Source organism: Streptomyces sp. NPDC026246 (genome assembly GCF_055567995.1).
In genome coordinates this window covers 704583-718412 of record NZ_JBVHPJ010000001.1, presented here as the reverse complement: position 1 = coordinate 718412, position 13830 = coordinate 704583, and the positions used below count along the sequence as shown (strand labels likewise).

General features: G+C 73.0%; 10 protein-coding genes. 2 read left to right on the top strand and 8 right to left on the bottom strand.

Annotated elements, in window-relative coordinates; all coding sequences use genetic code 11:
• Window positions 1–111 precede the first annotated feature (111 nt).
• The 4 genes from ACZ4M5_RS03075 to ACZ4M5_RS03060 form a co-directional block, all read right to left on the bottom strand.
• The gene (locus ACZ4M5_RS03075) at window positions 112–2730 is read right to left on the bottom strand and encodes a PA14 domain-containing protein (RefSeq protein ID WP_467732442.1); all 2619 of its coding nucleotides are present in this window, start codon (window positions 2728–2730) and stop codon (window positions 112–114) included.
• Between the two features lie 100 nt (window positions 2731–2830).
• Entirely contained in the window at window positions 2831–4054 is a 1224-nt protein-coding gene (gene glgC / locus ACZ4M5_RS03070) for a glucose-1-phosphate adenylyltransferase (protein ID WP_467732440.1), read from the bottom strand.
• A 52-nt stretch (window positions 4055–4106) separates the two neighbouring features.
• Window positions 4107–5258, bottom strand: coding sequence for a glycogen synthase (glgA, locus tag ACZ4M5_RS03065; RefSeq protein WP_467732438.1), 1152 nt, complete (start codon window positions 5256–5258; stop codon window positions 4107–4109).
• 39 nt (window positions 5259–5297) lie between these two features.
• Window positions 5298–6035, bottom strand: a complete 738-nt coding sequence (locus ACZ4M5_RS03060; protein WP_467732849.1) for a (2Fe-2S)-binding protein — start codon at window positions 6033–6035, stop codon at window positions 5298–5300.
• A gap of 228 nt (window positions 6036–6263) precedes the next feature.
• On the opposite strand from ACZ4M5_RS03060, the gene ACZ4M5_RS03055 reads away from it, so the two are divergent.
• Complete coding sequence (locus ACZ4M5_RS03055) at window positions 6264–7628, top strand: DMT family transporter (protein ID WP_467732436.1); 1365 nt, start codon at window positions 6264–6266, stop codon at window positions 7626–7628.
• Here ACZ4M5_RS03055 and ACZ4M5_RS03050 read toward each other — a convergent pair.
• Window positions 7618–8859, bottom strand: coding sequence for a transglycosylase family protein (locus ACZ4M5_RS03050; RefSeq protein WP_467732435.1), 1242 nt, complete (start codon window positions 8857–8859; stop codon window positions 7618–7620). The two genes, ACZ4M5_RS03055 and ACZ4M5_RS03050, sit on opposite strands and share 11 nt — an antisense overlap.
• A gap of 348 nt (window positions 8860–9207) precedes the next feature.
• Between ACZ4M5_RS03050 and gndA the strand changes: the two genes are divergently transcribed.
• Window positions 9208–10647 carry an NADP-dependent phosphogluconate dehydrogenase gene (gene gndA / locus ACZ4M5_RS03045; protein WP_467732433.1) on the top strand — a complete coding sequence of 480 codons (1440 nt, stop codon included), beginning with the start codon at window positions 9208–9210 and terminating at the stop codon, window positions 10645–10647.
• 764 nt (window positions 10648–11411) lie between these two features.
• Here the strand turns inward: gndA and ACZ4M5_RS03040 are convergent.
• The 3 genes from ACZ4M5_RS03040 to ACZ4M5_RS03030 all read right to left on the bottom strand — a co-directional run bounded on the left by ACZ4M5_RS03040 (window position 11412) and on the right by ACZ4M5_RS03030 (window position 13662).
• Window positions 11412–11756 (bottom strand): GNAT family N-acetyltransferase, encoded by a 345-nt coding sequence (locus ACZ4M5_RS03040; RefSeq protein WP_467732431.1) that lies wholly within the window; start codon window positions 11754–11756, stop codon window positions 11412–11414.
• Between the two features lie 26 nt (window positions 11757–11782).
• Window positions 11783–12202 (bottom strand): aspartate 1-decarboxylase, encoded by a 420-nt coding sequence (gene panD / locus ACZ4M5_RS03035; protein ID WP_467732429.1) that lies wholly within the window; start codon window positions 12200–12202, stop codon window positions 11783–11785.
• A gap of 143 nt (window positions 12203–12345) precedes the next feature.
• Window positions 12346–13662, bottom strand: coding sequence for a hypothetical protein (locus ACZ4M5_RS03030; protein WP_467732427.1), 1317 nt, complete (start codon window positions 13660–13662; stop codon window positions 12346–12348).
• Window positions 13663–13830: the final 168 nt, after the last annotated feature.

Sequence of the window (13830 nt, the reverse complement as noted above, 5' to 3'; positions counted from 1 at the left end):
GCAGTCAATCGCTCCCAGCCGATTACGGTCAAGCATGATCAGACTACGTACAGTACACAGCGGGTCGAGTCCCGCCCCGGTGAGGGGGCGGGACTCATGGTGCATGTGCCGCTAGTCCAGCACAGGTTGCGGCGCCGGGCACCCCGTGGGAGTCACCCGGGAGGCGTCACGGATCAGCGCCTCGTGCGCGGCCCTCAGCTTGGCCGTGTCGGGCTTGAGCACCGCACGGTCGTAGGTGAGCAGACCGTTCAGCTCGCCCTCGACGTCCGCGATCTGGGTGTACACGGCACCGTTGCCGCCCTTGCAGGCCAGTGCCCGGACCTCGTCCAGCTTCTCGAGGTAGTCCTCGGTGTAGCTGGCCGGGTCGACGTCGACGTACGACTGCTGCACGGACCAGGCGTGGCCGGGCACCGCGAGGCCCAGTCCGCCGTACTCACCGCTGACCAGGGCGCGCTCCCCGTCGGGGCGGGGCGGCAGGGCGGGGCTCGGGTAACCGTGCTCGTCCATGATGTCGCCGGCGTTGCCGTCGGCACCGAGGTTCAGGCCGGACTGGTTGTTGACGAGGCGGGTGGGGTCCCAGGCCTTGGCCTGCTCGGCGACCCGGCCCACGTCGTACTGGCCCCAGCCCTCGTTGAAGGTCACCCACATGACGACCGACGGGCTGCTGACGTGCTCGTCGATCATCTCCTTCAGCTCCCGCTCGTAGCGGGCGCGGGCGGAGGCGCTCGGGTTCACCCCGGCGGTCATCGCCGGCATGTCCTGCCAGACCAGCAGTCCGAGCCGGTCGGCCCAGTAGAACCAGCGGTCGGGCTCCACCTTGATGTGCTTGCGCACCGAGTTGTAGCCGAGCTGCTTGTGCACCTTCAGGTCGTAGGCCAGGGCCTCGTCGGTGGGCGCGGTGTGCAGGCCGTCCGGCCAGAAGCCCTGGTCGAGGGTGGCCATCATGAAGACGGGCTCGCCGTTGAGGAGCGTGCGGGGCACGCCGTTCACCTTCTCGACGGCGATCGAGCGCATCCCGAAGTAGCTGCCGACCCGGTCGGCGCCGGCCTTCACCTCCAGCTTGTAGAGGAAGGGGTCGTCCGGCGACCACAGGTGCGGGTCGTGGACGGTCAGGGTCAGGGGGGCGCCGGTGCGGCCGCGGGCCGTGGCCACCTTGCGCCGGCCTTCGTACGCCGTCGCTGTGAGGGGTACGCCGTCGCGGACGCCCCGGGCCTCCACGGTGACCTTCTCCCCGGCCACGTCGGGTGTGATCTTGAGGGAGTCGACGTGGTCGCGGGCCACCGGCTCCAGCCACACCGTCTGCCAGATGCCGGAGGACGGGGTGTACCAGATGCCGCTGGGGTCCAGGCGCTGCTTGCCGAGCGGCGGGTTCTCGCCGGAGGCGGCGTCGGTCGGGTCGTACACGCCGACGATCAGCTCCTGGGTGCGGCCGGGCTGCAGCGCGTCGGTGACGTCGGCGGCGAACTTGTCGTAGCCGCCCTCGTGCGTGGCGACCTTCGTGCCGTTGACGTAGACCTCGGAGCGCCAGTCGACGGCCCCGAAGTTGAGCTTGAGCCGCTGGGCCGAGCCGATGTGCCAGTCGCGCGGGACGGTGAAGGTGCGGCGGTACCACATGCGGTCCTCGTGGCGTTCGATCCCGGAGAGCTGGGACTCCACCGGGTAGGGCACGAGGATGCGCTCCTTCAGCGTCCTGCCGACGGGCGGCTGCTCGCCCGGCTCGGCGGCGGCGAACTGCCAGCGGCCGTTGAGGTTGCGCCAGTCGTCCCGGGTCAGCTGCGGCCGCGGGTACTCGGGCAGGGCGTTGTCCGGTCCGACGTCGTCGGCCCAGCGGGTCCGCAGCTGGTACGTCGAGTGGTTGGGGCCGCTCGTCCAGAAGGCGCTGACAACGTTGCCGTCGGCGTCGGAGAGGCCGCCCTCGCCGTCGTAGCGGACGTCGGCGGAGCCCTTGGCCGTGCCGGTCCTGTTGCCGACGACGGGCTCGTCGAGGGCCACGAGGAGGGCGGTGGGGTCGGACGGGTCGGGCCGGACGTCGCCCAGCGGCCAGGTGGCGCCGCCGATCACCGCCGTGAGGTGCTCGGCGAACCCGGCCGGGGGTGCGGCGAGGGGCCGGGCGAAGTCGAGCTTCAGGGTGCGGCCGCTGCTCTGGACGGTGGCGGCGAGGGCTCCGTCGTAGTCGAACCCCTCGGGCAGGCGGAAGGCCGACTGCGGGACGGGCTGCTTGGCGGCTCCGGGCTGCGTCCACCGCAGGTGGAAGTTGGAGCCGCCGTAGTGCTCGAAGTACTCGACCTTGATGTCGTACGGCGTTCCGGCGGTCAGCTCGACCGGCGCCGAGGTCTGCTCACGGTCCCAGTCGTCGACCCAGTGGTCGATGGCGAGGGAGCCGTCGATCCAGAGGCGGAAGCCGTTGTCGGCGGAGACGGAGAAGGTGTGCGCACCGGTCCGCTCCGGGACGATCCTCCCGGTCCAGCGGACGCTGACGTCGTCGGAGCGGCCGGTGGTGAAGTTCAGGCGCGGTTCGAGGTTGTCGAAGTCGAGGTTCTTCTCGAAGGTCGTCGCCTTGAGGGTGTCGAAGTCGAAGGCGCCGGGGGCGGAGTGGGTGTAGTACTCGCCCTTGAGGCCGTGGATCCCGGCGGGGTCGTCCGCGAGCGCGGGGACGGCGCTCAGGCCGGTGAGGGCCAGGAGCGCGGCGAGCAGTAACGTGAGGCGGTTTCTGAGGCGTCGGGGACGCACGGAACCTCCATGCCAACGTTGTCATGTACAAGACGTTGGCATGACAACACGGATCGGGGGCTTCGTCCAGAGGCAGGACAAAGTCCCGTCCGCCGTCCCGTCAGGTGACCAGCTGCCCCTTGCCCAGGGCGATGACGCCGCCCTTGGAGACCGTGTACAGCTCCGCGTCCCGCTCGGGGTTGACGCCGATGGTCGCGCCCGGAGGGACCTCCACGTTCTTGTCGAGGACGGCGCCGCGCACCACCGCACCGCGCCCCACGTGCACGTTGTCGTGCAGCACCGAGCCCTGCACCACCGCCCCCGGGTCGACCACCACGCCCGGCGACAGCACCGACCGCGTCACCTGGCCGCGGACCAGGCAGCCCGCGCTGATGATGGACTCGCTGGCGATGCCGCCGGCGTTGAACCGGGCCGGCGAGAGCTGGTACGAGTGCGTGTAGATGGGCCAGCTGCGGTTGTACAGGTTGAAGGCGGGCCGCTCCGCGATCAGGTCCATGTGCGCCTCGTAGTAGGCGTCCAGCGTGCCGACGTCCCGCCAGTAGCCCCGGTCGCGGCTCGTCTCGCCGGGGACGTGGTTGGCGCTGAAGTCGTAGAGGGCGGCCTCGCCCCGGTCGGTGAGCTGGGGCAGGATCGAGCCGCCCATGTCGTGCACGGAGGACTCGTCCTCCGCGTCCCGCTTGAGCGCCTCGATGAGGGCCTTGGTGGTGAAGATGTAGTTGCCCATGGAGGCGAACACGCAGTTCGGGTCGTCCGCCAGGCCGGGCGGGGCCGTGGGCTTCTCCAGGAAGCGCTCCACCGTCTGCCCGTCCGAGCCGGGCGTGATCACGCCGAACGACGAGGACTCGGTGCGCGGCACCCGGATGCCGGCCACCGTCACGCCCGCCCCGCTGTCGATGTGCTGGGTGAGCATCTGGCGCGGGTCCATGCGGTAGACGTGGTCGGCGCCGAACACGGCCACGTACTCGGGGCGCTCGTCGTAGATCAGGTTCAGCGACTGCAGGATCGCGTCGGCGCTGCCCAGGTACCAGTGGGGGCCGAGGCGCTGCTGGGCGGGGACGGGCGTGACGTAGTTGCCCAGCAGGTTGGACATCCGCCAGGTGGTGGTGATGTGCCGGTCCAGCGAGTGCGACTTGTACTGCGTCAGGACGCAGATGCGCAGGATGCCGGCGTTGACGAGGTTGGACAGCACGAAGTCCACCAGGCGGTACGTGCCGCCGAAGGTCACCGCGGGTTTGGCGCGGTCCGTGGTCAGGGGCATCAGCCGCTTGCCCTCACCGCCCGCCAGCACGATCCCCAGGACCGAAGGACCACCACCACCACGCATGGCCGCTCCCCTATCGCCGATTTCCCCGATGCCTGCCCCTGACCAGTACCCACTAAGCCTGTTTGACGATCTCCTCGTACAGCCGCACCGTGCGGCGGGCCACCGCGTCCCAGCCGAACTCCCCGACCGCCCGCTCCCGCCCGGCCTCGCCCATGCGCCGCGCCGCCCGCGGGTCGGCCAGGACGGTGTCCATGGCCCGGGTGAGCCCGGCCTCGAAACCGTCGCCGGCCGGGACGAGCAGACCGGTCCCGCCGTCGTCCACGACCTCCGGGATGCCGCCGACCGCCGAGGCCACCACCGGCGTGCCGCAGGCCATCGCCTCCAGGTTCACGATGCCGAGCGGCTCGTAGACCGAGGGGCAGACGAACAGCGCCGCGTGCGTCAGGAGCTGGATCACCTCCGGGCGGGGCAGCATCTTCGGGATCCAGAACACACCGTCGCGGACCTCGCTCAGCTCCGCGAACAGCTCACGGAACTCCTGGTCGATCTCCGGGGTGTCCGGGGCGCCCGCGCACAGCACGACCTGCGCGGCCGGGTCGATGCCGCGCACCGCGCGCAGCAGGTGCGGTACGCCCTTCTGCCGGGTGATGCGCCCGACGAACAGCACGTACGGGCGGGAGCGGTCCAGCCCGATCCGGTCGAGGGCGTCCGTGCCGGGGTCCGGCCGGTACAGGGTGGTGTCGATGCCGTTGTGCACCACGTGCACGCGCCGCGGGTCCAGCGCCGGGTAGCAGTTCAGGATGTCCTCGCGCATGGCCCCCGAGACGGCGACGACCGCGTCGGCGGCCTCGATCGCCGTGCGCTCGGCCCAGCTGGACAGCTCGTAACCGCCGCCGAGCTGCTCGGCCTTCCAGGGGCGCAGGGGCTCCAGGGAGTGGGCGGTCATCACGTGCGGGATGCCGTGGAGCATCTTGGCGAGGTGGCCGCCGAGGTTGGCGTACCAGGTGTGCGAGTGGACCAGCTCGCGGCCTTCGAGCGCGGCGGCCATCGCGAGGTCGACGGAGAAGGTGCGCAGCGCGTCGTTCGCCCCGTCCAGCGCGGACCAGGACCGGTGGCGCCGTACGCCGTCGGTGCGGCCCTCGCCCCAGCAGTGCACGTCGAGATCGACCAGCGGTCTCAGTTCCCGGGCGAGGAACTCCACATGGACGCCCGCACCGCCGTACACATCCGGCGGGTACTCCCGGGTCAGCAGTCCCACTCGCACCCGCAACTCCCTGCTCTCAGCGGCCGTTCCCTTTCATGGTCACCCACGAGCGCCGCGTGCGGAAGAGCGGGGCGGCCGCGGGAAACAGCAGTCGCCGCAGACGCCCCCGCCGGGGACCCGGTAGTACAGGCAGCAGCTGCGCCGCCGGAAGGCCGTGCCGGTGAGCGTTCCGGCTCCCGCGAGCGAGGGACGGCCGAGGAGTTCGGCGGTCAGCGAGCCGGCCCGGGCGGACACGTCGGTACGGCCGTGCCGCCGGGCCCAGCGGTCGAGTTCGCGGGCCGCTCCGGCCAGCGCGGAGGCGGCGTTGCCGCGCAGCAGGCCCGGGGCGAGGCGCCCGTGGGCGGCGAGGGCCCTCGCCAAGGGGTCCAGATGCCCGCGCAGGACGACGTCCGCGACCGTCGCCGCGTCCGCGGGCAGCGCCCGTACGCCGGCCAGCCGCAGGTCGTCGGGGGCGCCGGCGCCGGGGTCCCAGCGCAGGGTCCCGGCGTCGAGGCCGGGCACGGCGCCGTAGAGCACGGCGCTGCCGAGGGCGATGGACCAGAGCCGGGCGGCCAGTCCCTGGTGGGTCACGGACGCCGCGACCCGCATCTCGCGGGTGCCCAGGGCGGCGGCGACCTTCCGCAGACGGAAAACCAGGGGATTTCCGGGCAGATCGGGTGCCGCGACGGCGTAGGCCTGTGCCAGAGTGGGAAGGGAGTCCGCTCGTGCTCCGTCCGTGCGCAGCACGAAGAAGCCGCCGAGCGGGCGGAGCGCGGCGAGGTCGGGGTCGAGGTCCACGAAGAGCAGTAGTACCAAGACCCCTCAGGGGCGCTGCCCGGGGACCCCCTACCCGGGGTGCCCACCCAGGGGATGACGGGGCCAGGCCCCTACTCCATCGGCAGTAGGACCCAATGAGTGCTCAGGGACGACGACGGGAAGACCCGGACACGGCAGGGTGTTGGACATGAAAGCCGACCATTCGCCGCGCCGGGCCGAGCGCCCCCGCCTCACGCAGAGGAGCAGCCGATGAGCGCCCTCGCGTTGTCCGTCCTGCTGTCGCTGGTGTCCGCGTTCGCCTACGCGGGCGGGGCGATCGTGCAGGAGCGGGTGGCGGAGTCCTCGCCGGGCGAGCAGTACGCTCCGCTGCGCCGGCCGGGATGGTGGGCGGCGGTCGCGCTGAACGGCCTGGGCGGTCTGCTGCACGTGGTGGCGCTGGCGTACGGTCCGCTGAGCCTGGTGCAGCCGCTGGGCGCGCTGACCATCGTCGTGGCGCTGCCGATGGCGGCGCTGTTCGTCGGCCGCAGGGCGGGGGCCACGGCGTGGCGGGGCGCGATCATGGCGACGGTCGGGCTCGCCGGTCTGCTGTCCCTGGTCGCCGCGTCCGACGCGCGGTCGCTGAGCGGGGCGGAGCGGGTGGGCGTCGCCCTCGTGACCGCGGGCGTGGTGGTGGGGCTGATGGTCGCGGCCCGGACCGCCCACCGGCATCCGGCGGTGCGGAGCATGCTGCTGGCGACCGCGTCGGGCATCGCCTTCGGCATGTCCTCGGTGTTCACCAAGACCGTCGCGGTCGACTGGACGGGCGGCGTCTCGGCGGCGGACGTGCCGTCCCTCGCGGTGATCGGCGTCCTGGCGACAGCCGGCATGCTGCTCTCCCAGGCTGCCTACCGGGGCGCCGGGCTCGCGGCCCCGCTGGCCACCCTGACGGTCGTCAACCCGGTGGTGGCGGCCGTGGTCGGCATCACGATGTTCGGCGAGAGCTTCCGCTACGGCACGACCGGCACGGCGCTCGCGCTGAGCTGCGGTGTGGTGGCGGCGGGCGGCCTGATCCTGCTGACGACCGAGCGGCTGGCGCAGGAGCAGCCGGAGCGGGTCGCCGGCCGGCGCGCACCCGACAGCCCCGCCGAGCCGGTCGCCGTGGGCGGCGTGCCCGACAGCCCCGCCGAGCTGCCCGAGCCGGTCGCCGTGAGCGGCGTACCCGACAGCCCCGCCGACCTGCCCGAGCCGGTCGCCGCGGGCAGCGTGCCCGACAGCCCAGCGGACCTGCCCGAGCCGGTCGCCGTGAGCGGCGTGCCCGACAGCCCAGCGGACCTGCCCGAGGCGGTCGCCGTGGGCGGCGTGCCCGAGCATGCCGGTGGTGGCGGGGTGAGCGGGAGCGGGGCGGCCGGGGCGGCCGGGGTGGAGAGCCGGCGCGTGGCTGGGCCGTTGCTCGTCGAGGACGTGCTGGTGCCGGGCCCCGCGGCCCCGCGCGCCTCCCCCGAGGCGGCGTCCGGGAGCGGGCAGCCGCCGGCGGTGCCCGACGACGAACGCCCGCTGCCCTACGCCCCGTTCTACGGCATCCCGTACGTCCCGCTGCCGGTGCTCGACCGGCACCGCACACGCGTCAGATCGTGACGCCGCCGGCCCTGAGGTACGCCACGGGGTCGACGTCCGAACCGAAACCGGGCCCCGTCCGCACCTCGAAGTGCAGATGCGGGCCCGAGCTGTTGCCCGTGGAACCGGAGCGGCCGATGCGCTGGCCGGCGCCCACCGACTGCCCGTCGCGCACGGAGATCGCCGACAGGTGCGCGTACTGGCTGTAGCGGCCGTCGGAGTGCCGGATCACGACCTGGTAGCCGTACGAGCCGCCCCACCCGGCGCTGACCACGCTGCCCGCCGCGACGGACTTGACGGTCGTGCCCGTGGGGACGGGGAAGTCGACACCGGTGTGGTAGCCCTTCGACCAGGCGGAACCCGCCTTGCGGTAGGGCGTGCCCGGGGAGGCGCCGACCGGGGCGACGAGGCCGTGGCGGGTGCCGGTGGACCGTGCGGCGCGCTCCTTGCCCGCCTCCTTGTGCCGGCCCTGGGCCTTGTCCTGCTTCGCCCCGTCCCGTGCCCGCTCCTTCGCCGGCTCCTCCGGTGCGGGGCGCGCCTTCTCGGCCGGCCGGGGCACGGGGCGCGTCCTCGTCGCGCCTTCACCGCGCAGCGCGAGCCGCTGACCCGGCACGATCAGGTCGGGGTCGTCGCCTATGGTCGCGCGGTTGGCGGTGTACAGCCCGCGCCAGCCGCCCCTGACCTCGTGCTCGCCGGCGATGCCGGAGAGGGTGTCGCCGCGGACCACGGTGTACATCTCGGCGTTGCCCGCGCGGGACTGCGGCGTCGACTGCGGCCTCACGTCCTCGATGGACGTCTTCTTCCGCGTGTCCTTCCGCCGGGCGTCCTCGTGCCGGGCGTGCCCGGCGGCCGGGCGGATGTCCGGCTCGCCTCCGCCCCGGGTCAGTCCGGCCCGGACCGAACAGGCCGGCCAGGCACCCGGCCCCTGCCCGTCCAGCACCTTCTCCGCGACGGCGATCTGCTGGTCCTTGGAGGCCAGGTCCGCGCGGGCCGCGTAGGCCCGGCCGCCGTAGGCCTCCCACGTGGACTGTGTGAACTGCAGTCCGCCGTAGAAGCCGTTGCCGGTGTTGATGCTCCAGTTGCCGCTGGACTCGCAGGCGGCGACCTTGTTCCAGGTGCCCACGTCCGCCGCCTGGGCTGCCGACGCACCCATGAACGGCAGCGCCATGCCGGCGCCGCCTGCCGTGACGGTGAGCGAGGCGCGGTTGATCCTGTTCGGCTGATACCGGCGGTGCCGGCCGCGTACGGCCATCGGGAGCCCCCCTAGACATGCGTCAGGAGGGGCAAAAGTAAGCGCTGCGAACCGGCCGGAACAAGACGCCAATCGGCCGCGCGGAGGCCCGAATGGCCGATATGAGGCCCCAGTTGCGCGACGCGCGCCCCGGCCGTGCACCCCCTGCGGCACGCGGTGCGCGGGTGCGGCGCGCGCGGGTGCGCGTACGACCGCTGAGTACCGCGGGGCCCCTCGTGCGTATCAGCCTGCGCGGCGTCGTGCGACCCGCGCGTGCGGACGGCACAGCGGCGCGTCAGGATGGTCGGACGGACCAGGCCGCGGGCACCACCGGCGGCACCGACACCTAGGTCTTCAGGAGCGAACCGAATGAGCAGTACAGCGCAGATCGGCGTCACGGGCCTCGCGGTCATGGGCCGCAACCTCGCCCGCAACTTCGCCCGCAATGGTTACACGGTCGCGGTGCACAACCGGACGCCCTCGCGCACCCACGCCCTGGTCGAGGAGTTCGGCGGTGAGGGCGAGTTCGTCGCGTGCGAGAGCGCGAAGGACTTCGTGGCGGCGCTGGAGCGGCCCCGGCGGCTGGTCGTCATGGTCAAGGCCGGTGACCCCACGGACGCGGTGATCCAGGAGTTCGCGCCACTGCTGGAGCCCGGCGACATGATCATCGACGGGGGCAACGCGCACTTCGCGGACACCCGGCGCCGTGAGCGTGACCTGCGCGAGCAGGGCATCCACTTCGTCGGCATGGGCGTCTCCGGCGGCGAGGAGGGCGCGCTGAACGGCCCGAGCATCATGCCGGGCGGCCCGAAGGAGTCCTACGACTCGCTCGGGCCGATGCTGGAGAAGATCTCGGCCAAGGCGGCCGACGGCACGCCGTGCGTCTCCCACGTCGGCCCGGACGGTGCCGGGCACTTCGTGAAGATGGTGCACAACGGCATCGAGTACGCGGACATGCAGCTCATCGGCGAGGCCTACCAGCTGCTGCGCGACGTCGCCGGATACTCCCCCGCCGAGATCGCGGACATCTTCCGCACCTGGAACACCGGCCGCCTCGACTCCTACCTCATCGAGATCACCGCCGAGGTCCTGTCGCACGTCGACGCGGAGACGGGCAAGCCGTTCGTGGACGTCGTGGTGGACCAGGCCGAGCAGAAGGGCACCGGCCGCTGGACCGTGCAGATCGCGCTGGACCTGGGCGTGCCGGTGTCGGGCATCGCCGAGGCGGTGTTCGCCCGGTCGCTGTCGGGCCACGCGGCGCTGCGCGAGGCCTCGCGCGGACTGGCCGGCCCGCAGGCGCAGCCGATGGCCGAGGCGGAGGCGCGGGCGTTCGCGGACCGGGTCGAGCAGGCGCTGTACGCCTCGAAGATCGTCTCGTACACGCAGGGCTTCCACGAGATCGCCGCCGGCAGCCATGAGTACGACTGGGACATCGACCTCGGCGCGGTGTCCGCGCTGTGGCGGGGCGGCTGCATCATCCGCGCGGCGTTCCTGGACCGGATCCGCGCGGCGTACGACGCGCGGCCGGACCTGCCGAGCCTGCTGTCGGACGAGACCTTCGCCCGGGAGATCGCGGATGCCCAGGACGACTGGCGCGAGGTGCTGGTCGCCGCGACCCGCCAGGGCGTGCCCACGCCCGGCTTCGCGGCGGCGCTCGCCTACTACGACGCGCTGCGCGCGGAGCGGCTGCCGGCGGCGCTGACGCAGGGCCAGCGGGACTTCTTCGGCGCGCACACGTACCGCAGGGTGGACCGGGACGGGTCGTTCCACACGCTGTGGGGCGGGGACCGGTCGGAGGTCACGGCGTAGCGGCCGGAGCCGCCGCACCGGGACCGGCGAGGGGCCGGTGGACCGCCCTGCCGACGGGCGTCCACCGGCCCCTCGCCGGTGCCCTGATGCGTCACGTGCCGATGTGCCGCGTGCCGTGCCTCAGGACAGGGGCGGGCCGGGCTCGGGGCTCGGTACGGGTTCCGGTCCCGGGGGGATCGGGGACGGGCCGGGCCCCGGCACCGGGTCGGGCCCCGGAGGGCCCGGCGGTGTCGGCCCCGGTGGCGGGGTGGGCGACGGTGGCGGGGTGGGCGACGGCGGGGGCGGCGTCGGCTCGGGGCCGGGCGGCGGCTGCGGGTTGGGAACGGGGTCGGGGCCCGGGGGGTCCGGTTGCTGCGGATCCGGGCCCGGTGTCGGTGCGGGGGGCACCGGATCGGGATACGGGTTCGTCATCTGGTCCTCCAGCCACTGGCTCGACTCCGGCTCTGGACTACTCCCCCGCCTACCCGGCACCGCTGTGCGCAGTCACTCCCCCGCGCGACGGGGAGGCGACCAGGTGGGGTAGCGGCGGGGGGCGAGCGCGGTCGCCGGAGGCGGCGTGAGCACCAGGCCGGTGAGAGCGGCCGGGGCGACGGGCACGACTGCGGCGCCGGACACGACCGCGGCGCCGGGTGCTCACCCCCCCCCCCGGCAGTGCCTCCGGTGGCCGGTGAGGGTGCTCGAGCCGGCGACCGCTCCGGTGGCCGGTGACTGGTGAGGCCCTGCCGGGACTCCTCGGGACACCGGCGGGGCGGCCACCGTGCTCGTCAGAAGCGGTCCGGGTGGGCGCGCAGCCAGTCCTTCGCGGCGGTGAGGAGGCCGGGGCCGGCGGCGGGGGCCTCGTCGGGGTGGCGTTCGGCCCACTTGACGACGTAGGAGCACAGCGGGGCGACCGCGCGGTGCTCCCGCCCGGCGACGGCGTAGAGCTCGCGGGCCAGTGCGCCCGCGATGCCCTGGCCCTCGTGCGCCGGCTCCACGACGGTGTGCACGGGCACGAGGGCGCGCTCGGGGCGGTCCAGCTCGAAGTACTCGATGCGGCCCACGACTTCGCCGTCGGCGAGGGCCTCCAGCCGGCCCGCCGGGCGGTCGTCGCGGATCTCCGGCTCGCTCATGGACACGCCTCTCCTTCGGGTGCCGCTCAGGCGCCGACCGCGTGCGGGCTGCGCCGCTGGTCCGAGTCCGGCACGGGCGCGGAGGGGTCGGCCCCGAGGGCCACGATCCGGTTCCGGTCGTCCACGTGGACGACCTTGGGGACGAGTGCCCGCGCCTCGGCGTCCGTCACCTGGGCGTAGCTGATGAGGATGACCAGATCGCCCGGGTGCACGAGGTGGGCGGCGGCCCCGTTGATCCCGATGACCCCGGATCCGCGCTCGCCCTCGATGACGTAGGTCTCCAGCCGGGCGCCGTTGGTGATGTCGACGATGTGCACGAGCTCGCCGGGCAGCAGGTCGGCGGCGTCGAGCAGATCGGCGTCGATGGTCACGGACCCGACGTAGTGCAGGTCGGCCTGGGTGACGGTGGCGCGGTGGATCTTGGACTTGAACATGGTGCGCAGCATGGAGGTACTCCCGGGTTGTCTGCTCCCTGCTTGCTGTCTGCAAGTCAAGGGCGGTCGTCGAACAGTACTCACGACTCGCTTGTTCGACCAGCTCTCCCAGCCGTAGGCGGAGGTCTCACCGGAGGGGCTCCCTCTCCCCGGGCCTACACCTCGGCGGGCAGCGCCGGGAAGACGACCACCGAGCCGTCCCGGTCGCGGGCGATCTCGATCGCCACGTCCGTCGGGCGGCCGTTGAGCGTGGCGCCGTCGCCCAGCCGACGGATCTGGTGCGCCGCACGCATCAGCCGGTCGACCTCACCTGTCGTGAAGACGGGACGCTTGCTGTTCGGGCGGGCCAGCTCCAGCGCCGACAGGCGCACCAGGACACCGGTGACGCCCGACTCCAGCTCGTCGAGGCGCTGCTCGTCGTCCCTGAGCGCGCGGGTGAAATTCCCGAACAGGTTGTCCGGCTCGCTCTGGGCCCGCTCGACCGCCTGGAGGACGTTGACCCGCCGCTTCAACGCGATCGCCAGGGAGGCCAGTTCGAGGTGGGTGCGGAAGGTACCGCCGTGGTCGTCCACGCCGGGGAACGACTCGGTCAAGGTGCCGATTCCGACGGGCTCGCCGTCGGGAAGCCTGTCCAGCGCGCTCCGCCACCTGGCAAGGCGGATGTCGGCCTTGCTCAGTGCCGTGTCGATGGTGTGCACCGCCGAGTCGAGTCCCAGCGAGACACCGAGCTTGCCCTGGTCAAGCAGGATGGCCGTGGCCTTGTCGATGGCGGGGCGGCAGCCGTCGAGTGCGCTGTGCTCGTCGTCGAGCTTGTCCTGCTGCAGCTGTTCCAGCAGCTCCGTGATGTGGGCGATGGCCTGCTGCCGCACGCGGTCGGCATGCGCGCTCACTCCGACGGCCACCGCCATGAGCACGAGCGGGGCGGCCACGGTGAGCACCGTGCCGCCGGCCGCCGCGGCGCCGGCGGTCGCACCGGCGCCACCCGCCGTGCCCGCCGCTGCCGCTCCCCCGACCGGCACGAACTTCGCCTGGCCGGCGATCCGGCCCGTCGACCGCACGAGGGTGCCGTAGAGCTCACCGGTCGCCGCCTTCGGCACCATCGGGCGGACGAGGCCCTGCCCGAACTCGGCTGCGACCTTCGCCGGAATCACCATGCGGTACAGGGTTTCTCCGGCGGCCGTCGCCCTGGCCGCCGTGGCGGAATCGCGCGCCGACTGCGAGATGAGCTGCGACAGGTGCTGCGCCAGCGGACTGGCGGCACCGAGCGAGATGCCTTGGCTGCGGTCCAGCCTGTCGGGCAGCGGATGCGCCTCGAGTGTGGCGATCGGCTGATCAGCCAACGCGGCCAGCACACCGCGCAGTTCGGCCAGGCGCTCGGTCGTCATCGGCCCGTCCCCGATCACCGGCGGCACTCGGGTGTCACCGGTCGCCAGCGTCCACACCGGAACGGTCGCCTTGCGATAGTCGATCATCGTCCCCCCTGGCCATCCCCATGTCAGCCCATGACTGCCATCCCAGCAGAACGGTACAACCGCATCACCACACCCGGAGGTCACTCGATCCAGTCCGCCACCTTCCGGCGCAGCTCTCGCGGCCGACCGTGCCGGGAGTACCGGTCACGCGAAGCCGGGAGTACCGGT